This is a genomic window from Actinoalloteichus sp. AHMU CJ021 (assembly GCF_002895405.1).
GTDB classification, from domain to species: Bacteria; Actinomycetota; Actinomycetes; order Mycobacteriales; family Pseudonocardiaceae; genus Actinoalloteichus_B; species Actinoalloteichus_B caeruleus.
In genome coordinates this window covers 4,535,810-4,556,625 of the sequence record NZ_CP025990.1, presented here as the reverse complement: position 1 = coordinate 4,556,625, position 20,816 = coordinate 4,535,810, and the positions used below count along the sequence as shown (strand labels likewise).

The following is a 20,816-nucleotide window of genomic DNA, read 5'->3' as shown; positions in this document are numbered from 1 at the left end:
TCATGCGAGGACGCCTTGCCCTGCTCGTCGCCGCCACCACCTCCCTCATCCTGGTCGCGTTCCTCGTGCCGCTGGCCCTGTTGGTCCGCACCGTCGCCGAGGACCGCGCGCTGCACGCGGCCAACGTCGACGCGCAGTCCTTCAGCTCCCTGCTGGCCACCGCCGACCCCGAGGTCATCCGCCTCGCCGTCGAGCGGGTCAACCTGTCCGACGACCACCAGTTGACGATCTTCCTCCCCGACGGGACCACGGTCGGCGAGCCGGCCGAGCGCACCGAGTCGGTGGACCTCGCCCTCCGCGGCCACACCTTCACCGCTGACGTCGACGGTGGGATGGAGCTGCTGGTCAACGCCCAGGACTCCACCGGGGAGCAGGCGGCGGTGCGCGCCCACGTGCCCGCCGAGGTCCTGCACCGGGGCGTGGACCGGGCCGTGCTGATCCTCGTCCTGCTGGCCGTGGTGCTGCTCGCGGTCAGCGCGCTCGTCGCGGACCGGCTGGCCACCTCCCTGGTGCGACCCACCACCCAGCTGGCCGCCGTCTCCCACCGGCTGGCCCGGGGAGAGCTCCAAGCCAGGGCTGACCCGGCCGGCCCCAAGGAACTGCGGGACGTCGGACTGGCCCTCAACCACCTGGCGGGTCAGATCGAAACCCTGCTCCAACAGGAACGGGAAACGGTCGCCGACATCTCGCACCGGCTCCGCACCCCGCTGACCGCCCTCAAACTGGAGGCGGAGGGCCTGCGGTCGCCGGAGGAGGCCCGCCGGGTGGAGGGGCTGGTCGAGGAACTGGAACGCGCCGTCAGCGAGGTCATCCAGGACGCCAGGGGGCGCAGCGGCGGCGACGGGCAGACCGCGGCCCGAGTGGCCTGCGACGCCGCACAGGTCGTGTCCGAGCGGGTGCGCTTCTGGTCGGTGCTCGCCGAGGACACCGAACGCCACGTCGAACTCGACCTCGCCCCGGGGCCACTGCTCGTCCGCGTCTCCCCCGGCGACCTGGTCGCCGCCGTCGACGCCCTGCTCGGCAACGTCTTCGCGCACACCGAGGAGGGCACCTCCTTCGCGGTCCGGCTCCGCCCCGCGCCTGAAGGCGGAGCCGTCCTCGTCGTCGCCGACGCCGGCACCGGGTTCGGCGGCGTCAACACCGGGCGGCACGTGCTGGACCGGGGCAACAGCAAAGGCGGGTCGACCGGGCTGGGCCTCGACATCGCCCGCAGGACCGCGGAGGCCTCCGGCGGCGGGATGTCCCTGGGCGCCTCCGGCTGGGGTGGAGCCCAGATCACCGTCCGGCTCGGCCCACCCGACCCCGACTGACCCCGCCCCACCCGCACCCCGCCGACGCCGCCCCGGACAGCCAACCGGCAGGACCGGCCCACGTCGGGGACGGCGGGGGTTGAGGACGGCGGGCCACGCCTAGTCGAAACGCACGTGCCGCAGCTGGACCCCCACCCTGCGCACGGCCCGCCGCACCGGGTGCTCGGCGCTGTCGGACAACCGCAGACCGCAGTGCTCCGCGATGTCCTCGGCCACCTCGGCGATCGTCTGGTGCTCGGTGTCGACGTGGACGTCGAACTGGGGGGTGCTCAGCACGTCCAGGCAGCGCCGGGCCTGCCCCGCCGCGAAACTCGCCCTCCCCTCACCCCGATACCGGATGCGGCGCAGCAGCGACTGCTCCGAGGTGAGCAGCGTGACGTGCCGCAGGTTCGGGTGGTTCCGCCGGAGCCCGCCGACGATCTCGTCGTGGTAGTCCGGGTTGATCAGCGTCATGGGCACGATCACGTGCCCGTCGTGGTCCTCGACCAGGCCGGAGAGGAACTCCCGGACACCACGCCGCCACAGCGGCAGGTCCTGGAAGTCACCCCGCCGGGTGGGAGGAGTCATTCGCCGCAACGCGAAACCGAGCTGCTCGGGATCGCAGACGAAACTCCCGGGCAGGCGGTGCTCCAGTTCGTGGGCCACCTGCGTCTTCCCGACGCCGAACGGCCCGTTGATCCAGATCAGCATGAACGCGCAGACTACCGCCCACGTGGTGCGATCGGACGAACACCCAGCGCCATCACCCGCAGCGCGCTTCTCCTCCGCGCCGCCGCCATTCGCCCTCGAACGCCCGCGCCACCCCGACATCCGGTCCGACGCGGCACCACAGGCGACGCGAGCCGCCGGGCCGCCGAGCCGCCGGGCCGGGACCGCCGGACTAACGAGCACGGCCTCGGAAGCCGAGCGAGCCCATCGGCTTCGCGGGCTCCCGCGACGCACGCCCCGCTCCTCCTCGGGCCGTGCACCCCGAAGGCCGCGTCCTGTTCCGCCAAGCCCGCGAGGACACCACGAGCCCGCGAGCCAATGTCGCCACCACACCGGGCGGACCAGGCAAACCAGCAGGTCACAGCACTGGAGCGTGGTTCACGCACCGGTCGCACGACCGCCTCCGCCGATCTTTACCTCCCCTTAGGAGTCAGACAGCGCGGCCCTATCACCGGGAACGGCAATCTTGGTCCCACACCGAGGGGAACACCCCCGAGACCAGGCCGGGAGAGCCGGACAGCGACTCGGGACCCACCAGGAGAAGGAAGGGAACCACCATGAAGAACCCGAAGATGGTCGCCGCGGTTGTCGGAGCTGTGGGCCTGCTCGCCATCGGTGGCACGGCCATGGCGCTCAACGACGGCGGGAACAACGAGACCGTGCCGGCGGCGAGCGCGCAGCACTGGGAGAACCCCGGCAACGCCGCCGTGAACAACGTCGAGCGGGACGACGACTGGGACGACCGCGATGACCGGGACGACCGCCACGACGACCGGGACGACTGGGACCCGAGGTCCGTGGAGACCGTGGAGGCCACCAGCGCCGAGGCACGGGAGGGCGGACCGAAGATCAGCCGCGAGGAGGCCGAGCGGATCGCCCTGGAACGCGTCCCCGGCGCCCGGGTGACCGAGGTCGAACTCGACGAGGACGACGGCCGGTGGGAGTGGGAGATCGAACTCCGCAAGGACCGGATGGAGTACGACATCGACATCGACGCCGCCAGCGGCGACATCATCGGCTACGAGGAGGACCGGGACGACGACGACTACGACGACTGAGCAGCAGCCGGGTAGATCCGGCAGCCAGGCCCGAACAGGCCGCTTCGAGTCGCTCACCGAGGAAGGCCGGTGCCGCTGGGCACCGGCCTTCCGCACGTGTGCGTGGCTGAGCAGCAGGTGAAGCCCTGGCCGGCCAGCGGGTGGACGTCCCACTGTGGACCGCCGAGCCGGGATCACCATGGTCGGCGGGCTTGTGAATGCCCGTACGCGCTCCGCTAGGATCGGGCCGCGTTCGCTCCCGCCCGTCCCGGCGGCCGAGGAGCGATCACGGGAGACTGGGGGCAGTAGCTCAGTTGGTCAGAGCAGGGGACTCATAATCCCTTGGCCGTGGGTTCGAGCCCCACCTGCCCCACCACCCGTGACCAGGGAGAACGATCCGACCAGCCTCGTCGGAGTCGACCGGGGGCGCGACTTCTGGGTGCGAGATCTACCCGGGGCCACGAGTCGTGGACGCGGCGAAGCACGAGCCCGGGACCGCCTCGAGCAATGGTTCCACCGCACTACCGGTCGTCCTCAACGCGGAAACAGCCTCGTGACGCTCCGCCTACCCCTGAGAAACGATCAGTGGCATCGACCGAGCCACCTGGAAGCGAGCGGAGAAGGCACTGACCCGCCTCACGGACCAGGTGGACCAGCAGAACTCCGTGACCTCCGCCGTGCCGTTCAGTGAGGTCCTGGATGAGTGGTTGCGGACGGCGGACCTCGAACGTCCCGAGTCGACCTGGACGTGAAGATCCTGAAAGTCCGTACGGGCTCCGTCCTGATCGGACGTTGGGGCCGAGGAGACGACGGTGCCGCTGAACTCGAACTGGTGCCGATCGCCCTGGCACCCCGATCGAAGCCGGGATCAACTCGTGGGCCCGGCCGAGGTCCCTGCCGCCTTCAGCTGTTCCGCGCGGGCGACAGCTCCGACCCGCCACCCGGCTGAACCCGTCCTCGCCGCCACCTCAGCGAGCCGCGCTTGGACACTGGTGCGAGTACCGCGTTGACCGATCCCCACAGCTGCGAGGGAAGAGTCAGTCGACCATTCGTTCCTTGTTGTTCTCCCTGGTCGGCGACCGCGACCCCTCGAGATCGATGAGCCGGCTGCTCAGCAGTCCGATTTGCGCCCGCAATCCCCTCAGTTCCCGGATGACGGTGTTCAGCAGTGGGATCACCGGATCCTGGGCCACCTTGGTGGCCGGGATGTTAGGCGGCGTCTCTCCGTTCAGAACAGCCGTCAGGTGACGGGGATGCCACTCCAGTGCCAGCGAGAGGGCCTCCAAAGTCCGCGGATTGCGTTGCCGCTCAATACGAGCTTGCTGAATTTCTCGCACTATCGCCAGCGACACACCAGACCTGTCCGATATCTCCTTCTGTTTCAAGGACAGCTCCCGCGCTCGGGAATTCACCGCGTACGCGACCTCCGCCCAGTTCTTCGACACCTTATCCTCCGTGGTCGGTCGATCTTCTCCACGCACGTCTCCGACGGTCTGCCAGCCCAATCACCTACACGGGTCCATCGATGTGACCAGGCCGCAGACAGCTCGATGGCTCTTGGCCACACAAGTCATCGAGTGAGTTTCCCACTCGGCCACCATCGTCTTCCGCGCGATCGACCCCGACTCACCGACGCCTCCGACGACGACAACAGAGTATGAGCTGACCTCCTGACATGGGGGCTGACCCGAGGCGTCAGACAGGACAACCCGCGACTACCCGCACACGGACGTGTCCACAGCGAGGAGTCCTCAGCCTTGGACGACCCCCGCCTACCGCCGCCCCATCAGGCCACACAGCGGGGGGAGGGCCAGTCGGTGCCCCCACCGCCCCACCGCCTCGACGAACTGGGCCGCCAGGCACGCAGGAGGGGGCTCCCAAGGCTGGTAATTCTAGTACTAGAATATGCTCATGGAGCTGACGCCGGCGGAACTGACGGTGCTGGGCCTGGTCATCGAACGGCCCCAGCACGGCTACGACCTGGAACGGGTCATCGAGCAGCGCGGCATCCGCCAGTGGACCGACATCGGCTTCTCCTCGATCTACTACCTGCTCACCAGGCTGGAGAGACGCGGGCTCGTCCACGTGCCGGACGCCCCCGCGGCCGCGAAGTCCCGACGGGTCTTCCACGCCACCAGTGAGGGCCACCAGGCCGCGCGGGATACCGCGCTCGCCCTGGTCACCGAGCTGCGGTCCGCGACGAACCCGCTGCTGGTCGGAGTGGCGAACCTGCCCCTGCTCTCCGACGAGGAGTACACGCGGGCCCTGCGGAGCCGCCTGACCCAGGTGGAGGCGCGCCTCGTCGGCATCCGCGCCGCCCAGGGCGCCCCAGTCCCCCTCCCGCGCCCGGCGCGGGAGGTCTTCTCGTACTCACTGAGCCTCCTCGAGGCGGAAAGGTCGTGGCTCGCCGAGCGAGTCCGGGTGACCGATGACGAACAAGACCGACTTCAAGAAGAGCCTCGACGCCTACCAGGCGAAGCAGGACCAGTTCCGGATCATCGACGTACCTGATCTGCGGTACCTGATGGTCGACGGCCACGGGGACCCGAACACCTCGCCGGCGTTCTCGGAGGCGGTCGAGGCCCTTTACCCGGTCGCCTACAAGCTGAAGATGGCGAGCAAGCGGGACCTCGGGCAGGACTACGTCGTCATGCCGCTGGAAGGCCTGTGGTGGGCGGAGGACCTCGACTCCTTCACGTCCTCACGGGACAAGTCCCGGTGGGACTGGACGATGATGATCATGGTTCCGGACTGGATCGACCAGGACATGTTCACCACGGCCGTGCGGCAGGTCGGGGCGAGGAAGCCGCCGGCTCGCCTCGACGGAGTCCGGTTGGAACCACTGTCCGAGGGCCGGTGCGTCCAGACCCTGCACGTCGGGTCCTTCGACGACGAGACGGCGGTGCTCAACCGGTTGCACCACGAGTTCGTACCCGACAACCAACTCCGCATGGTGGGCAAGCACCACGAGATCTACCTCAGTGACTTCCGGAAGGTGGCGCCGGCGAAACTGCGCACCATCCTCCGCCAGCCGGTCCTACCCGTCGCCGAGGGCTGAGCGGGGAGCGTTCCAGGTCGCCCCACGGCGCGTCGTGGAGTACCCGTGCGCACGCGGGCCTTGGGGCGGCCGGCGGGAGCACTGCTGTCCTCGCCCGGAACGGAAGGACGGCCAGGCGGGACGGGTGATGACGTGGGCCGCTCGGTTCGTGTCGAGCGATCTCCGCACTGCTGGGTCCGGGGCCGCGTCCCACGCGGACAGCGCCGGCGCGGGACTGGCGCCGCGAGGGCCTGTGGGAGGCCGAACTCCTCGGGCCTCCTGGCGTGAACGCGAGCAGGCCGAGAACGGCCAGGTCACGGCAGGGGGTTCCCGGTTGACGGACAGGCCTACCGCGCCATTCCTTGCCCCCCACGCCCGAGGATCGGGCGCTCCGAGCGGCGGCGGTCAGCCCCCTGGCCCGCTCGGCTTCCCTCCCCTGTCGATGGCCCGGTGGATCTCCTGGACGATGTCCCCCTTGGCGTCGGCGTAGTCCTGGACGTGCCGCCAGGTCCGTCGCGCGAGCTCACGTTTGACGGCTTCGTACCTCCGCCTGTCGTCGGCGTTCGCGCGGAGGTGGTCGCGGAACGCGGTCATGCGGTCGATCTCAGAGCAACCGGCGGTGAGGACGTGCAGGTTGACGTCGGGGCCGTTCCCTTCAGCAGGCGGTGTTGGAACCAGTCGGGTTCTCGGATGCGCAGTACGTACCCGGCCGCTTCCGGGTCGGGCACGTAGTGGGACTCCGCGGTGGAGTCCGCGACGGCGAGGACGATGTCGATGATCGGCTTCGCGGCGAGCGAGGGGACGGCGGTCGATCCGACGTGCTCGACCGCCAGCGCCCGGTCCCCCAGTGCCTCCCGGATCCTGGTGGCCTCCTGGTGGAACAGCCGGGCCCACCGCGGGTCGGGGTCGACGATCTCGATGCTCGCGTTGTGCGGCCGGACCGCCCCGACGGTCATCTCGGCCAGGCGTTCCTCGCCTCCACTCGACATGCGCCCCCACTCCTCGGATACGGACAGGATCCGCGCCGCGCCGCGCCGCTCGCGAACGACTTCTGGAACGCGGGGGTTCGCGGGGGCGAGATGGACGCCGGTGCCTGCGACCGGCACTCCCAGGACGGCGAGTGGGTCGGTCCTCACGGCGGGCGAGCGATCACGTGAGCTCGTCGTCCGTCGCGCCTCACCTCGGCGAGCGGCCGTCCTGCGACCAGCGGGTGTTCCTCGGGAAGGTTCGCGCGAAGGCACTCGCGAGCTCGATCTGAGCCAAGAACCTTGGCACTGAGCCAAAGTGGTGCCATGATGGCATCATGGACTTGACCACGTACGTGGGCCAGTTGGGCCGCGAGTTGGCGGCACTCGCCGACGCCGGCGGTGAGGAGTCACGTGCGCTGGTCGAGCGCCTGACCGGCCCGCTCGAGTCGGCGATCCGCATGACCCTGCTGGACACCCTCTCCGCCGCCTCGGACGAGATCACCCGGGAGCTGGCCCCAGGGTCGGTGGAAGTGCGCCTGCGCGGACGCGACCCGGAGTTCGTCGTGACCCCACCGCCCAGCGACCCCCTCGCCGACTCGGCCGCTGGTGGGACCACGACGACGGAAAAGATTCCGCCGATTCCCGAGGACGGGCCGACGACGCGCATCAACGTCCGGCTGCCCGAACCGCTGAAGGCAGCGGTGGAGGAGGCCGCCGCCGCGGAGGGCCGCTCGGTCAACTCCTGGCTGGTCCGCGCCGCCGCCGCCGCCCTGCGCCAGCCCGAGGGCGACCCGCGCTCCGAGCACGCCAGCCGTGGCACACGCGGCAGGCAGGGCTTCACCGGTTGGGTCCGCTGACCGCGCCACCTCCGACACACGTCCCGACCCACGGGAACGCCCCACCACCACGTCACGGGGGATGACCATGCCCAGATTCGACACGCCCGAACCCATCGCCGTCCTGATCGAACTCGGCGTCACCAGCGAAGCGCGGATCATCGCGAGCGACCGAGCCGACACGCGGGTCGAGGTGCGCCCGACCGACGAGTCCGACGACTCCGACGTGCGGGCCGCCCAGCGGGTCAGCGTCGAGTACGCCGACGGTGTACTGCGCGTCCAGGGGCCGAGGGCGCCCGTATTCGACTTCTCCCGGAGGACCCGGTCGGTCGACGTGGTCGTCGAGCTGCCCACCGGTTCCCGCCTGACCGGCTCGGTGCAGCTCGGCGACCTGACGTGCGTCGGCCGGCTCGCGGAGACCCGGTTCAGGACCTCGATGGGGAACGTCCACCTCGAACACACCGGTCCGCTGCGGCTGGAGACGGGGCACGGCCACGTCACCGTGACCCGAACCGAGGGGGACACCGAGATCCACACCGGATCCGGGCAGGTGAGGCTCGGCCGGGTCGAGGGCACCTCGGTCGTGAGGAACTCCAACGGCGACATCCACCTCGGCGCGGTCGGGGGTCACGCCCGGTTGAGCTCGTCGAACGGGGGCATCTCCGTCGGGCGGGCGGAGGCCGGGGTAACCGCGAAGACCGCCAACGGGAGCATCCGGCTGGACGAGGCGACTCGCGACTCCGTCACGCTCGAGTCCGCGCTCGGCGAGATCGAGGTCGGCATCGCCGACGGTACCGCCGCCTGGCTCGAGGTGTTCACCAAGTTCGGGCGAGTGCGCAACCTGCTGGACGAGGCCTCGGGCCCGGAGGGCTCCGAGTCGACCGTCGACGTCCGTGCCCGTACCTCCCACGGCGACATCACGATCAGCCGTGCCTGATCGTCGCCCACCCCAACACGGAAGGACAACCATGGCGACCGCACCCCCTGAGACGGCGATCTCGGTCACCGGGCTGCGCAAGTCCTTCGGCGAGCACGTCGTGCTCGACGGGCTCGACCTCACCGTCCCCGCCGGGACGGTGTACTCCCTGCTCGGCGCGAACGGCGCTGGCAAGTCCACCACCGTCAGGATCCTGTCCACCCTGGCCGCCTCCGACGGCGGCTCCGCGCGGGTCCGCGGGCACGACCTGGCGTCCGAACCCGACGCGGTGCGCGCGGCGATCGGCGTCACCGGCCAGTTCTCGGCGGTGGACTCCCTCCTCACCGGTGAGGAGAACCTACTCCTGATGGCGGACCTGCACCACTGGCCCCGACGTGACGGCCGGCGGCGCGTCGCTGAGCTGCTGCGGCGGTTCGACCTGGTCGATGCCGCTCGACGACCGGCCTCCACCTACTCGGGAGGTATGCGGCGGCGGCTCGACCTCGCGATGACCCTGGTCGGCGACCCCCAGGTGATCTTCCTCGACGAACCGACCACCGGCTTGGATCCCCGGAGTCGCCGGGCGATGTGGCGGATCGTCCGCGAGCTGGTGTCCACCGGGGTGACCGTCTTCCTCACCACCCAGTACCTCGAGGAAGCCGACGAACTGGCGGATCGGATCGGCGTCCTCCACCACGGGAGGCTGGTCGCGGAGGGCACGGCGGAGGAGCTGAAACGGCTCGTCCCCGGGGGCCACGTGCTCCTGCGGTTCGCGGACCCGACCAGCCTCGAGGACGCCGAACGCGCGCTCGACACGTCCTCGCGGGAGAACGGCACGCTTGCCCTGCGCGTGCCCAGCGACGGCGGTCTCCGGTCGTTGCGGGCAGTGCTCAGCAGGCTCGACGACCGGAGTATCGAGGTCGAGGAGCTGTCCGTGCGCACCCCCGACCTCGACGACGTCTTCCTTGCCCTGACCGGCCAGCCCGGCGCCGAGAAGGTGAGCACCTGATGAGCACCGCACCTTCCCTCCCCGGCCCGGCGCCCGCCGCCCTCCGGTTCCACCCGTTGCGGGATTCGGCGACGATGTCGCGCCGCAACCTCCGGCACATGCTCCGGTACCCCTCGACGACCCTGGTGCTCGTCGGGATGCCGATCGTGTTCCTCCTGCTGTTCGTGTACGTCTTCGGCGGAGCGTTGGGCGCCGGGATCAGCGAAGGCCCCGGTGGACGGTCCGAGTACGTCACCTACGTCGTACCGGCCATCCTCCTGATGACCATCGCCTCGACGGTGCAGGGCACGGCCATCTCGATCGCCATGGACCTGACCGAGGGGATCATCGCCCGGTTCCGCACCATGCACATCGCCCGGGTCTCGGTCCTGACGGGCCACGTCGTCGGGAGCGTGATCCAGGCTTTCCTCAGTCTGGCGATCGTGATGGGCGTGGCACTGCTCATCGGTTTCCGGCCCGAGGCCGGGCTGGGCGGCTGGCTGGCGACCACGGGTTTCCTCGCCGTGGTGACCTTCGCCCTCGTGTGGCTCTCGGTGGCTCTCGGTCAGGTCAGCAGGAGTGTGGAGACCGCGAGCAACCTGCCGATGCCGTTGATCCTGCTGCCCTTCCTCAGCAGCGGATTCGTCCCCACGGACTCGATGCCCACCGGGCTGCGCTGGTTCGCCGAGTACCAGCCGTTCACCCCGATCATCGAGACGCTGCGCGGCCTGCTGATGGACCAGCCGGTCGGCCACCACGGCTGGGTCGCGCTCGGCTGGTGCGCGCTCATCGCGCTGGGCGGGTATCTCTGGTCGCGGAGGCTGTTCGGTCGGGAGCACCCGAGCTGACCGTCTGGCGGTCCTCCCGCGCCGCCCGGTCTCCCACTGGTCCCCGTGGCCCCCGTGCGGCCGCCGGGTCGGGTGTGGACCGTGCGGTCGGGAGGACGACGACGTCCGTGCGCGTCACAGCTGGATGCTCGCGCGCAGTTCCTCGTAGGTGGGGGCGAGGTCGACCAGGAGGCGCGCGGCGGTGGCGGTGTCCCCGGTGACGAGGGGGTGTTGCAGGGCACCGACGAGCCGGGCCTGCCGGGTGAGGACGCGGGACGCCTCGGGGAGGTCGACGGTGCGGAGGCAGTGGGCCGCGTCGGCGAGTCGCCGCGCTCCCACGCGCACCGCGAAGTGGATGAGGTGTTCCTGGACGTCCTCGGGCCGTGTGCTGAGGAGGTCGGCGAGCGCGAGGGCGGCGTCGTGGTTGGCGAGGGCACCGGGCGGGGCGGTGTCGCCTCGCAGCCAGTGGAGGGCGCGGGGTGGGGAGGCGCGGAGGGCGTCGGCGGGGGCGACGTCTCGTTCGCGGACGAACCGTGTGCGCATGGTGAACGGGGCGGCGTAGTCCACGGTGTCCGCGCGCCACGCGTCCCGGAACTGGGCCCAGGGCAGGCGCGCGTACGGGTATCCCTGGGGGTCGTGCAGGACCAGGTGTCCCGCCTCGTGGCCGATCGCGACGAGGTAGTGGTCGGCGCCGAGGGGACCGGTCCTGCCCGGTTGGTAGCTCAGGTGTCCCATCTCGACGGGGCCGACCAGGACGGGGCCGGTTTCCAGGGCGCCCAGGAGGCGGTCGTGGGCTCCGTGTTCGTCGCCTCCGCCGCTCCGGTGCGTTGACCAGCCGAGGGCGGTGAGGGCGTGGTCGATGCCGATCTCGGGGGTCCAGCCGGCCGGGTCGAAGTACGGTGTCGCTTCCTCGGTGAGCTGCATGCCGTACGGGCTTCCGGTCAGGGTCTCGATGACCGCCACGTCCGGCGCGCCCGCCCCCATCATCATCGCCATCGAGTGGGAGTAGCAGTAGGGACCGGATCCGGCGTAGGTGGTCTCGGACACGCGGTCAGGATGTCATTTTCCCTTCTGTCGTGGTCCGCGCGCCCGACGCCGGGGAGTTCCGCCTCCGTCCCGTTGTCGCCCGCCCGCTCCCGGGGCCGGCTCGACGGTCGTGAGCGTTCGAGGGACGCCCAGGTCGGCGTACCGCCGGAACCCTGGGACGGGACGTCCGTGGGCGTTCGACCGACTTCCCGAACCCTCGGTGGTGACGGGGAGCCTCGGCGTGCGCGCGCCGGTTCTCCGGGTGGTGGGGCCGGGCCGGGACCTTCAGGCGGCAGGCTGCCCGCCCGGCGAGGTCGGAACGGGCGCGCGTGCTCCCGGCCGGGTCACGCGGGAGCGGGCGAGGTGACGGGGGCCAGCAGGCCGGCGACGCTGCGGCGGAGGCGGGCGGGGACGTCCTGCTCGGCGTTGGCCGTGAGCGCGAGGTGGTGGAACGACCCGACCACGGCGAGGGCGAGCGCGGCGGGATCCGCGGTCGGGGCGATCCGGCCGAGCCGTTGCTCGGCGGTGAGGTAGCGGGCGGTGGCGGTTTCGAGGGCGTCGAGGCCGCTGTTGCCGGGGCCGAGCACGGCGTGGACCCGTTCCACCAGTCCCGGCCTGGCGACGAGGAGGGTGAGGGCGGCCCGCAGGCTGGTCAGCGGTGTGGCGGTGACCGCGTCGCACAGGTTGCCGGCGACCTCACCGGTGCCAGCCCGGTCGGCGAGGGCCGAGGTGCCGGCGGAGATCAGGAAGGCGCGATCGGTCGCGTAGGCGGCGAGGAAGTCGTCGAGGTCGGCGAAGTGGGCGTAGAGCAGGCCGCTGGCGACTCCGGCCTCGGTGGTGACGGCTCGTCCGCTGAGCCGGCCGGGCCCGTCCCGGCCGATGACGCGTTCGACGGCCGCGAACAGTTCCTGGCGGATCTCCGGGATGGCGACACCTCTGGGCACGGGCCCCAGTCTAGGTGGGGGTACCCGCACCCAGCCCGAGATGAGCACGCGTTCATACTTGAGTTTGAACACGTGCTCATACATGGAGGGAGCAGGCATGGCACCCGACTTCACCACGCCCGGGACGACGCGGCGTCGAGCGGTCGTCGTCGGCGCGGGCATCGCGGGACTGGCCGCCGCGACCAGGCTCGGCCACAGCGGTTGGGACGTCCTCGTGGTGGAACGCTCCCCCACCCGGCGGAGCAGCGGCTACCTGGTGAACCTGACCGGCCCCGGCTACGACGCCGCCGAACGCCTGGGCATCCTGCCCGCCCTCGGGGCACGCGACCTCGGATTCCTCACCTCGGTGCTCATCAGAGCCGACGGACGCCACAAGTTCACCGTTCCGGCCGCGCTCGCCCAGGCGGCCCTCGGCGGCCGGGCGATCACCGTGTTCCGGGGTGACCTGGAATCAGCGCTCCACGACGTGGCCGAGGGCGCCGCCGAGTTCCGCTTCGGTACCACCGTCCGCGCCGTCCACCAGGACACCAACCAGGTCCAGGCCACCCTGAGCGACGGTGACATCGTCGACGCCGACCTGCTCATCGGCGCCGACGGCCTGCACTCGGGGGTCCGTGAGCTCGTGTTCGGCCCCGAGGCCGACTTCCGGGTGGACCTGCGGCACGTCGTGGGCGCGCTCCCCCTGGAGCGGGTCTCGCCGGAGGTCCCGGAGCGGACCAGCGCGACCTTCATCGGCCCCGGCCGCACCGCCGCCGTCATCAACCTGGGGCCGGGCCGGTCCTCGGCCTTCCTCACCTACCGCTGCGCCGATGTCGAGGGCGAACTGGGGCGCGGGGCGACGGATTCACTGACCTCGGTGTTCGGTGACCTGGGCGGCCCGGTACCCGAGGTCCTCCGACAACTCGCCGCCTCCCCGGACCTCGCCTACTTCGACTCGGTCAGCCAGATCGTGGCGGACCGCTGGAGCCGGGGGCGGGTCGTGCTGCTCGGCGACGCGGCCTGGTGCGTCACGCTGTTCGCCGGCCAGGGCGCGGGCCTGGCGCTGTCCGGCGCCGACCGGCTCGCCGCCGCCCTCGGCGACCACGGTGCTGACCTGCCGGCCGCGCTGAGCGACTGGGAGTCGTCACTGCGCGCTGAGGTCCGGAAGCGGCAGGCACTGGCGCGGAAGGGGACGAGCCAGTACGCCCCGCCCACGAAGGCGCACGTGTGGGCACGGGACCTCGCGATGCGGGCCATCCAGCTCCCGGGTATCCGGGGCATGGTCCAGCGAGCCGTCCGGCGGGCGAACCAGCAGCCGTCCGGTGTGGAGCGCCGCGCGCCGCGGTGAGCTGGTCGGGGCCAGTCCGGCGTGGCGCGGACGTGGGGACCGTCGAGGACGAGGGGGCCGTGCCAGTGCCAACCTCGTCCTCGGCGTGGCGCACGACGTGTCGGAGGACCGAGCCCCTACGGAGCGCTGTCGACCGCGCCCACCCGCTGGTCCCCGCCACCACCGTGCCGGAGGCGCCTCGGGAGGCGGTCCGCTGAAGGCGACCTCCCACCGCGCAGGACCTCGACGCCGGGACCGCGAACGTCCGGGACCGACGCCGGGACCGCTAACCTCCGGGACCGGCGGCGGGGTCGCCGGTCCAGCACCCGGATCGGCGACGAGCACGTGCGCCACGACCCGGGTTCGTCCGGTCCAGCCACCAGGGCGACGGCGGGCGGGTACCGAGGGCCGCCGTACGGCTGCTCGCCGGACTCCTGGCCACTCCCGCCGGCACGGCGATCCAGCCGGTGGTCGACCTCATCGCCGGATCCACCCGAGGAGCCGTTCAACCAGTACGGTCGACGCGGCCGCTGCCCGTCGAGGTGGCGGCCACGGACCTGGCCACCGCTCCACGAGCGGGACACCACCTCCTCGCACTCCACCTGCGGAGGCGAGGAGCACGCGGACTCGACCCGTGCACGCCGGCCGCCCACCCCCTGGGCCGCCCGAACACGCGCGGGAGCGGCGGGAGGGCCGGAGACCGGGGCGGTATCCCCGCCGCCCGCTCAGCGGAGCTGGCGGAAGAACGCCCGGACGTCGGCCACCAACGCGCCAGGGTCCTCCTGGGACAGGAAGTGCCCGCCCCGCTCCAACTCGGTCCACCGCACCACGTTGTGGTCACGCTCCGCCCACGGCCGGACGGTGACGTCGAGGGCGGAGAGCAGGACCGCCGTCGGAGTCGTGCCCCGCTCGGGAGCCCAGCTCGTCTCGCCCGTTCCCCCGGCCGCACCCGCCTCACCGGCTCCGGGCTGGTCATCCCCGCCCCACGAACCGGAGGCAGCGGCCTCCCCTGACGCGTCCCACTCGCCTCCCCCCTCGGCGTCGCTCCAGGAGTTCGCCGACATCTCCTCGTAGTAGATCTGGGCAGCCGAGCCCGCCGTTCCGGTGAACCAGTACAGGGCGACGGTGGTGAGCATCCAGTCCCGGTCGAGGCTCTCCTCGGGCAGGCCGTCCTCGGGCTCGGACAGCTCCTTGAACTTCTCCACGATCCACGCGAGCTGGCCGACCGGGGAGTCGTGCAGCCCGTAGGCGACGGTCCGCGGCCGCTTCGCGTTGCACTGGAGGTAGCCGTCGTTGTAGTCCCGCATCCCGTCCCAGCTGCGCTGTTCCTTCTCGGTGAGGTTGTCCATCTCCCCCGGCGCGCCGATCGGGAAGGAGAGCATGGCGTTGACGTGGACGCCCACCACGTGGTCGGTCGCCTGCCTGGCCACCTCGGGAGCGATCCAGCTCCCGGTGTCGTAACCCTGCACGCCGTACCGCTCGTAGCCGAGTTCGGCCATCAGCCGGGCGAGGATCCCCGCCATCCTGGCCGCGTTCATGCCCGGCCCGGCCAGCGGCACGGAGAAGCCGAACCCGGGCAGGGACGGGATCACCAGGTGGAAGGCGTCGGCCGGGTCACCTCCGTGCGCGCGGGGATCGGTGAGGGGCGCGATGACCTCGAGGAAGTCGGCGAAGGTTCCCGGCCAGCCGTGCAGCAGGAGCAGCGGCGTGGCACCCGGCTCGGTGGACCGGACGTGCAGGAAGTGCACGTTCTGCCCGTCGATGCGCGTCGTGAACTGGGGATGCCGGTTGAGCTCGGCCTCCCGGGCGCGCCAGTCGTGGTGCTCCCGCCAGTACTCGGTGAGTTCCCGCAGGTAGGACGTGGGCACTCCCCGGCTCCAGCCCACCCCCGGGACCTCGTCCGGCCAGCGGGTGTTGGCGAGCCGGTCGTGGAGGTCGTCGAGCTGGGTCTGGGGAACGTCGATGCGGAAGGGCCGGATGCCGTTGGCGGTGCCTGTCATGCGGGAGACGCTAGGAACCGGTTGGGACAGGTTGCGTCCTAAGCGGCGGCCAGGCTCTGATGGTGTGGTGGAAACGTCGGCCAGGCTGCTGAGGCTGCTGTCCCTGCTCCAGGTCCAGCGGGAGTGGACCGCCGCTGCTCTCGCGGACCGACTGGACGTGAGCACCCGCACGGTCCGCCGGGACGTGGTGCGGCTGCGCTCGCTCGGATACCCGGTGCGCGCCACCCAGGGCAGCGCGGGGTACCGCCTCGGCGCGGGAGCGGCGTTGCCCCCGTTGCTGCTGGACGACGACGAGGCCGTCGCGGTGGTGGTGGGCCTGCGCACCGCCACCGCCGGCTCGGTCGCCGGCGTCGAGGAGACCTCGCTGCGCGCCCTGTCCAAGCTGGAACAGGTGCTGCCCTCCCGGCTGCGGTACCGGGTGAACACCCTGCACACCGCGACCGTCCGCACGGGAACCGCTCCCGGGCCGGTAGTGGACCCCGACGTCCTGATGGCGGTCGCCGAGGCGTGCCGGCGACGGGAGGGCCTGCGGTTCGACTACGCCAGCCCTCACGGCGGCGAGGGCCCGCGAGCGGCCGAGCCCCACAGCCTGGTCAGTTTCGGCCGGCACTGGTACCTGGTCGCCTTCGACACCGACCGGGACGCCTGGCGCACCTTCCGGGTCGACCGGCTGCGGCCCCGCGTCCCGAACGGCCCCCGTTTCACTCCCCGGGAGTTGCCGGGCGGCGAGGACCCCGCCAGCTACGTCGCACACCAGCTGTCCGCACGGGCCTGGCCCTACCAGGCGACGGTGACCCTGCACGAGCCGGCCGAGGCGGTCTCGGACCGGATCTGGCCGGGCATGGGCGTCCTCGAGGCCGTCGACCACACCAGCTGCCTGCTGCGGGTGGGTTCCGACAGCCCCCGCGACCTGGCGTGGATGATCACCTCGGTGGACGCCGACTTCACCCTCGTCGACGGGCCCGACGAGCTGGTCGCCTCGCTGCGCGCCATCGGGAGGCGGTGCCTGCGGTCCCTTGACCACGTCGACCAGCCCGGGCCCGCCTGACGGCAGCCGAACCTGTGCGCACCGTCGGGCGGTGCGCGTCGCGCGGGCGAGGACCACACCCCACTCCGGCTGCGGCGTGACAACCACAGAGGGACACCCCCACGAGGTCAGCACGGCGACGTCCCCACCGGTCCGCGCCTCGGGGCGGGCAACCCCGGTGAGCCGGCGCGCAGCCGCCCGGGCGCACCCGGTGACCGTCCGTCCCCACCGTCCACGCCCGGCACCTCAGCCGGCGCGCTCCGGCTCCGGGGAACCCTCGGCGCCGGCGAGGGGCGGGGCCTGGTCGATGAACCTGTCCAGGGCGTCGCGCATCCTGCGCCGTTCGGCGATCTCACGGGCGAGGCGGTCCCGTTCGACGACCAGCCGGGAGGTCAGGGACGTGGTCTGGGTCGCCGGGTCGGCCAGGCATGGCAGCACATCGGCGATGGCGTGCGTGCCCAAGCCCGCCTCGAGCAGTCGCCGCACCAACAGGACACGCTCGACGACGTGGCCGGCGTAGTGGCGTTGACCGCTGGGACCTCGTTCGGCGGCGATGAGCCCACGTTCCTCGTAGTACCGCAGGGACCGCACGCTGGCCCCGGTGCGCCGCGACAGTTCACCGATTCGCACTTGCCCTCACATCAGTGTCAGCTCCTACCGTGACCAGCATGACCGACACCACGACCACACCGGTCCGGCAGCTGCGCCTCGTCGTCGAGGCCGAGGACTTCGAAGCGGCGCTCACCTTCTACCGGGACGTACTCGGCCTCCCGCAGCGGGCGGCCTTCGAAGGCGACGGGGACGCCAGGGTCGCGATCCTCGACGCCGGCGCGGCCACGCTGGAACTCGCCAACCCCGCGCAGGTGCGGATGATCGACGGCATCGAGGCGGAGGGGACGCGCAGCGCTCGGCTGCGTGTCGCCTTCGAGGTCGACGACGCGGAGGCACGCACCACCGATCTGGTGGCCGGTGGCGCCGAACTCGTCGCCTCCCCCCGGCAGACCCCGTGGCGGTCGCTGAACTCCCGCCTCAACGGCCCGGCGGGCCTCCAGCTGACGTTGTTCGAGGAACTGGACAGCCCCGGCCGATGACCCCCGCCGTTCCCGGCGCGGCCGGCGGGGCGAGTCGAGGATCACCTTCCGGCGATCGGTCCACTCCCGACACACACACGTCACGGATTCTGGGCCATGCTCGGGGAGAGCAGTCGAGTCCAGACCTGGAGGTGTCATGGGAACCGGATCGCGAGGCAGCGGCGGGCCCCGGTCGGCCGTCATCGTGGGAGCGGGGATGGTGGGCCTGTCGACCGCGTGGTTCCTCCAGGAACGCGGCGTCGAGGTCACGGTCGTGGACCGCGCCGGCGTGGCGGCGGGAGCCTCGCACGGCAACGCCGGGTGGCTCTCCCCCGGCCTGGCGATCCCCCTGAACGAGCCCAGCGTGCTGCGCTACGGGCTGCGGTCGTTGGCTGATCCGAAGGCACCGCTGCACGTGCCCGTGACGGTCGACCCGGACCTGTGGCGCTTCCTGCTCCGGTTCGCCGCGCACTGCACGTGGGGCTCGTGGCGCCGCGCCGCCCACGCCGGGCTCCCCCTCAACCAGGCCGCACTGGACGCCTTCGACGAACTGGCGGCGAACGGGGTCAGGGCCGAGACGCACCGTGCCCCGGTGACGGCGCTGTTCCGCGACCGTTCCGACGCGACCCACCTCCTCCAGGAACTGCGCCGGATGCGGGAGGTCGGCCAGCACATCGACTACACGGGCCTGGAAGGACCTGACCTGCGGGAGCGGCTCCCGCAGGCATCCGGCCAGATCACCGCCGCCGTCAGGTTGGACGGACAGCGGTACGTGGACCCGGGGGCCTTCACCCGGTCACTGGCCGACTCGGTGCGCGACCGGGGCGGGGTGGTCCTCGACGGGTTCGAGGTCATCGAGACGCACCGCAGCGCGGACCAGTCCGTCGTCCGCTCCTCCTCGGCCGAGACGATCTCCGCCGACGTCCTGGTCCTCGCGACCGGCGCCTGGTTGGACCGCCTGTCCCGCCAGTGGGGCGTGCGGGTGCCGGTGCGGGCCGGACGCGGCTACTCCTTCACCGTGCCGACCTCGGACCCCGTGACGGGACCGATCTACCTGCCGGAGGCCCGGGTCGCCTGCACTCCCTACCGGGGGTCGCTGCGCGTGGCCGGCACCATGGAGTTCCAGCCCCCGGACGCGGCCCTCGACCAGGCCCGGATCGAGGCGATCGTCGACTCGGCACGACCGTTGCTCACCGGCGTCGACTGGGATCGGCGCACCGACGAGTGGGTGGGCCCCCGCCCGGTCACCCCGGACGGCCGCGCGCTCGTGGGGGAGGTCGGAGTACCCGGTGTGTACGTGGCGGGCGGGCACGGCATGTGGGGCCTCACCCAGGGCCCGGTGACGGGACGGCTGTTGGCGGAACTCATCACCACCGGCCGGCGACCCGACCCGCTGCGGGAACTCGACCCGCTGCGGTGACGGCCCGCCCACCGTGGAACGGGGGCGGGGACGGGCGCTGCTGAGCGCCCGTCCCCTGGTACCCCGGTGCTGGCCGGTCCTCGCCTCGAGGACCGCGGCGGAGACGTCGATATCGCCCTCAGGACGGCCGGCCCGGCACCGGGGTGGTCACCGCTGTCCGGATCAACCGCCGTTCAGCGTGTTGAGCACGGAGTAGTAGGCCTCCTTCTTGTTCCCCTGCCCGTCGAACAGGAGCGGCGTCTGCGACGCCCGCCACGAGTCGCTGTCACGAATTCCCCAGACCGTGATGCCCGTGCAACGCGGAACGTTGAGGCAGGCCTGGGTCACCCGGCGGTAGTTGTCCGCCTGCTGCCACCCGGAGCCACCCACGTCGAGCTCGGTGATCTGCACCTCCACGCCCAGGGCGGCGAAGCTGGAGATGGTCGTCTGGTAGTTCGCCGGGACGTTCACACCGAAGAAGTGGGACTGGAGACCGACGCAGTCGATGGGCACGCCACGCGACCGGAAGTCCTGCACCATGCGGTACACGGCCTGGGTCTTGGCGTGGCTCCAGTCGTCGATGTTGTAGTCGTTGTAGCAGAGCTTGGCGCCGGGGTCGGCCGCGCGGGCCGCGCGGAAGGCCGCCTCGATCCAGTCGTTACCGGTGCGTTGCAGGTTGGAGTTGCGCCGAGCGCCGGAACCGCCGTCCTCGAAGGCCTCGTTGACCACGTCCCAGGAGTGGATCCGTCCACGGAAGTGGGCGGCCACCTGGGTGACGTGGTTGAGCATGGCCTGCCGCAGCCCCGGCCCCTCCATCCCCTGCATCCAGCCGGGCTGCTGCGAGTGCCAGGCCAGGGTGTGGCCACGCACCCGCATGCCCCTGCTGAGGGCGTGGTTGACGATCCGGTCGGCGTTACCGAAGGTGAACTGTCCCTGGTTGGGCTCGGTCGCGTCCATCTTCATCTCGTTCTCGGCCGTCACCATGTTGAACTCGCGGTCGAGGATCGAGACGTAGGCGGGTTCCGAGAGCTTGTGGGCCGCGACGGCCGCACCGAAGTACCGGCCGGTCTGGGACGCGGCGGCCCCGAGGGTGTCCTGAGCGCTCTCCGCCACGACGGGTGGCGCCATCACGGTTCCCAGGGCCACCGCCGCGCTGATCGCCACGACGGCCTGTCGCACTGACCTCGTTGTCAGTCGCATTGTCTGTCCTGTTCTCTGGACGTTGCGGACACGCGCGCACACCCCCGGCGAAGGGCCTCCCGGTGACCGCGCCCGGAAATCACCGAGAATTCCCTCCCGTTGGGAAGCCCGACAGCACGGGAGCGACCAACACTCCCGTTCGGACGGGAAAGGAGAACGCCCACCCCGAGACGCGTCGCGAACCAGGAGAAGGCGGACACCTCGCCCACCACCACAT

The 20,816-nt window shown here is 71.5% G+C and carries 19 protein-coding genes, 1 tRNA gene and 1 pseudogene; 13 read left to right on the top strand and 8 right to left on the bottom strand.

What is annotated here, in order from left to right; translation table 11 throughout:
- Nucleotides 1–2: 2 nt before the first annotated feature.
- Nucleotides 3–1,310 carry a sensor histidine kinase gene (locus tag C1701_RS19290; protein WP_337661828.1) on the top strand — a complete coding sequence of 436 codons (1,308 nt, stop codon included), beginning with the start codon at nt 3–5 and terminating at the stop codon, nt 1,308–1,310.
- A gap of 99 nt (nt 1,311–1,409) precedes the next feature.
- Here the strand turns inward: C1701_RS19290 and C1701_RS19285 are convergent, their stop codons facing one another.
- Nucleotides 1,410–2,000 carry an AAA family ATPase gene (locus C1701_RS19285; RefSeq protein WP_026419896.1) on the bottom strand — a complete coding sequence of 197 codons (591 nt, stop codon included), beginning with the start codon at nt 1,998–2,000 and terminating at the stop codon, nt 1,410–1,412.
- Nucleotides 2,001–2,575: 575 nt separating this feature from the next.
- Here C1701_RS19285 and C1701_RS19280 point away from each other — a divergent pair.
- Together C1701_RS19280 and C1701_RS19275 are read left to right on the top strand one after the other, a co-directional pair.
- Nucleotides 2,576–3,076: a PepSY domain-containing protein gene (locus C1701_RS19280; RefSeq protein WP_103056392.1), complete on the top strand. Its 501-nt coding sequence runs from the start codon at nt 2,576–2,578 to the stop codon at nt 3,074–3,076.
- A gap of 278 nt (nt 3,077–3,354) precedes the next feature.
- Nucleotides 3,355–3,431, top strand: a tRNA-Ile gene (locus C1701_RS19275).
- Nucleotides 3,432–4,092: 661 nt separating this feature from the next.
- Here the strand turns inward: C1701_RS19275 and C1701_RS19270 are convergent.
- Entirely contained in the window at nt 4,093–4,500 is a 408-nt protein-coding gene (locus C1701_RS19270; protein ID WP_103056391.1) for a hypothetical protein, read from the bottom strand.
- A gap of 466 nt (nt 4,501–4,966) precedes the next feature.
- Between C1701_RS19270 and C1701_RS19265 the strand changes: the two genes are divergently transcribed.
- Together C1701_RS19265 and C1701_RS19260 are read left to right on the top strand one after the other, a co-directional pair.
- The gene (locus tag C1701_RS19265) at nt 4,967–5,566 is read left to right on the top strand and encodes a PadR family transcriptional regulator (protein WP_051314253.1); all 600 of its coding nucleotides are present in this window, start codon (nt 4,967–4,969) and stop codon (nt 5,564–5,566) included.
- Nucleotides 5,484–6,113, top strand: coding sequence for a GyrI-like domain-containing protein (locus C1701_RS19260; RefSeq protein WP_103056390.1), 630 nt, complete (start codon nt 5,484–5,486; stop codon nt 6,111–6,113). The genes C1701_RS19265 and C1701_RS19260 overlap by 83 nt, the downstream gene beginning before the upstream one ends.
- A gap of 384 nt (nt 6,114–6,497) precedes the next feature.
- Here the strand turns inward: C1701_RS19260 and C1701_RS19255 are convergent.
- A pseudogene (locus tag C1701_RS19255) lies at nt 6,498–7,048 on the bottom strand (GrpB family protein).
- Between the two features lie 347 nt (nt 7,049–7,395).
- Between C1701_RS19255 and C1701_RS19250 the strand changes: the two are divergent.
- From C1701_RS19250 to C1701_RS19235, 4 genes are all read left to right on the top strand, one after another.
- Nucleotides 7,396–7,917 (top strand): ribbon-helix-helix protein, CopG family, encoded by a 522-nt coding sequence (locus tag C1701_RS19250; protein ID WP_103056389.1) that lies wholly within the window; start codon nt 7,396–7,398, stop codon nt 7,915–7,917.
- Nucleotides 7,918–7,978: 61 nt separating this feature from the next.
- Entirely contained in the window at nt 7,979–8,833 is an 855-nt protein-coding gene (locus C1701_RS19245; RefSeq protein ID WP_337661827.1) for a DUF4097 family beta strand repeat-containing protein, read from the top strand.
- Nucleotides 8,834–8,864: 31 nt separating this feature from the next.
- Entirely contained in the window at nt 8,865–9,821 is a 957-nt protein-coding gene (locus tag C1701_RS19240; RefSeq protein WP_026419891.1) for a daunorubicin resistance protein DrrA family ABC transporter ATP-binding protein, read from the top strand.
- Entirely contained in the window at nt 9,821–10,648 is an 828-nt protein-coding gene (locus C1701_RS19235) for an ABC transporter permease (protein ID WP_337661826.1), read from the top strand. The genes C1701_RS19240 and C1701_RS19235 overlap by 1 nt, the downstream gene beginning before the upstream one ends.
- Nucleotides 10,649–10,762: 114 nt before the next feature.
- On the opposite strand, the gene C1701_RS19230 is transcribed toward C1701_RS19235, so the two are convergent.
- Both C1701_RS19230 and C1701_RS19225 read right to left on the bottom strand, forming a co-directional pair.
- Complete coding sequence (locus tag C1701_RS19230) at nt 10,763–11,674, bottom strand: hypothetical protein (RefSeq protein WP_337661825.1); 912 nt, start codon at nt 11,672–11,674, stop codon at nt 10,763–10,765.
- A 323-nt stretch (nt 11,675–11,997) separates the two neighbouring features.
- Complete coding sequence (locus C1701_RS19225; protein ID WP_026419889.1) at nt 11,998–12,597, bottom strand: TetR family transcriptional regulator; 600 nt, start codon at nt 12,595–12,597, stop codon at nt 11,998–12,000.
- A 97-nt stretch (nt 12,598–12,694) separates the two neighbouring features.
- On the opposite strand from C1701_RS19225, the gene C1701_RS19220 reads away from it, so the two are divergent.
- Nucleotides 12,695–13,924, top strand: coding sequence for an FAD-dependent monooxygenase (locus tag C1701_RS19220; RefSeq protein WP_103056388.1), 1,230 nt, complete (start codon nt 12,695–12,697; stop codon nt 13,922–13,924).
- Nucleotides 13,925–14,628: 704 nt separating this feature from the next.
- Here the strand turns inward: C1701_RS19220 and C1701_RS19210 are convergent.
- The gene (locus C1701_RS19210; protein WP_103056386.1) at nt 14,629–15,903 is read right to left on the bottom strand and encodes an epoxide hydrolase family protein; all 1,275 of its coding nucleotides are present in this window, start codon (nt 15,901–15,903) and stop codon (nt 14,629–14,631) included.
- Nucleotides 15,904–15,967: 64 nt separating this feature from the next.
- Between C1701_RS19210 and C1701_RS19205 the strand changes: the two genes are divergently transcribed.
- The gene (locus C1701_RS19205) at nt 15,968–16,951 is read left to right on the top strand and encodes a helix-turn-helix transcriptional regulator (RefSeq protein WP_103056385.1); all 984 of its coding nucleotides are present in this window, start codon (nt 15,968–15,970) and stop codon (nt 16,949–16,951) included.
- A gap of 225 nt (nt 16,952–17,176) precedes the next feature.
- On the opposite strand, the gene C1701_RS19200 is transcribed toward C1701_RS19205, so the two are convergent.
- Entirely contained in the window at nt 17,177–17,560 is a 384-nt protein-coding gene (locus tag C1701_RS19200) for a MerR family transcriptional regulator (RefSeq protein WP_026419885.1), read from the bottom strand.
- Nucleotides 17,561–17,598: 38 nt separating this feature from the next.
- Here C1701_RS19200 and C1701_RS19195 point away from each other — a divergent pair, with 38 nt between their 5' ends.
- Together C1701_RS19195 and C1701_RS19190 are read left to right on the top strand one after the other, a co-directional pair.
- Nucleotides 17,599–18,021, top strand: coding sequence for a VOC family protein (locus C1701_RS19195; RefSeq protein WP_016698792.1), 423 nt, complete (start codon nt 17,599–17,601; stop codon nt 18,019–18,021).
- A gap of 136 nt (nt 18,022–18,157) precedes the next feature.
- Nucleotides 18,158–19,420, top strand: coding sequence for an NAD(P)/FAD-dependent oxidoreductase (locus C1701_RS19190; RefSeq protein WP_103056384.1), 1,263 nt, complete (start codon nt 18,158–18,160; stop codon nt 19,418–19,420).
- 162 nt (nt 19,421–19,582) lie between these two features.
- Here the strand turns inward: C1701_RS19190 and C1701_RS19185 are convergent, their stop codons facing one another.
- Nucleotides 19,583–20,599: an endo-1,4-beta-xylanase gene (locus tag C1701_RS19185; RefSeq protein WP_051314205.1), complete on the bottom strand. Its 1,017-nt coding sequence runs from the start codon at nt 20,597–20,599 to the stop codon at nt 19,583–19,585.
- Nucleotides 20,600–20,816 lie beyond the last annotated feature (217 nt).

What these genes read in the sequence shown, in the direction of transcription:
- C1701_RS19195 (WP_016698792.1), top strand. Translation starts at nt 17,599, where the DNA reads ATGACCGACACCACGACCACACCGGTCCGGCAGCTGCGCCTCGTCGTC.
- C1701_RS19290 (WP_337661828.1), top strand. Translation starts at nt 3, where the DNA reads ATGCGAGGACGCCTTGCCCTGCTCGTCGCCGCCACCACCTCCCTCATC.
- C1701_RS19210 (WP_103056386.1), bottom strand. Translation starts at nt 15,903, where the DNA reads ATGACAGGCACCGCCAACGGCATCCGGCCCTTCCGCATCGACGTTCCC.
- C1701_RS19220 (WP_103056388.1), top strand. Translation starts at nt 12,695, where the DNA reads ATGGCACCCGACTTCACCACGCCCGGGACGACGCGGCGTCGAGCGGTC.
- C1701_RS19185 (WP_051314205.1), bottom strand. Translation starts at nt 20,599, where the DNA reads ATGCGACTGACAACGAGGTCAGTGCGACAGGCCGTCGTGGCGATCAGC.
- C1701_RS19190 (WP_103056384.1), top strand. Translation starts at nt 18,158, where the DNA reads ATGGGAACCGGATCGCGAGGCAGCGGCGGGCCCCGGTCGGCCGTCATC.
- C1701_RS19260 (WP_103056390.1), top strand. Translation starts at nt 5,484, where the DNA reads ATGACGAACAAGACCGACTTCAAGAAGAGCCTCGACGCCTACCAGGCG.
- C1701_RS19250 (WP_103056389.1), top strand. Translation starts at nt 7,396, where the DNA reads ATGGACTTGACCACGTACGTGGGCCAGTTGGGCCGCGAGTTGGCGGCA.
- C1701_RS19235 (WP_337661826.1), top strand. Translation starts at nt 9,821, where the DNA reads ATGAGCACCGCACCTTCCCTCCCCGGCCCGGCGCCCGCCGCCCTCCGG.
- C1701_RS19280 (WP_103056392.1), top strand. Translation starts at nt 2,576, where the DNA reads ATGAAGAACCCGAAGATGGTCGCCGCGGTTGTCGGAGCTGTGGGCCTG.
- C1701_RS19285 (WP_026419896.1), bottom strand. Translation starts at nt 2,000, where the DNA reads ATGCTGATCTGGATCAACGGGCCGTTCGGCGTCGGGAAGACGCAGGTG.
- C1701_RS19240 (WP_026419891.1), top strand. Translation starts at nt 8,865, where the DNA reads ATGGCGACCGCACCCCCTGAGACGGCGATCTCGGTCACCGGGCTGCGC.
- C1701_RS19245 (WP_337661827.1), top strand. Translation starts at nt 7,979, where the DNA reads ATGACCATGCCCAGATTCGACACGCCCGAACCCATCGCCGTCCTGATC.
- C1701_RS19265 (WP_051314253.1), top strand. Translation starts at nt 4,967, where the DNA reads ATGGAGCTGACGCCGGCGGAACTGACGGTGCTGGGCCTGGTCATCGAA.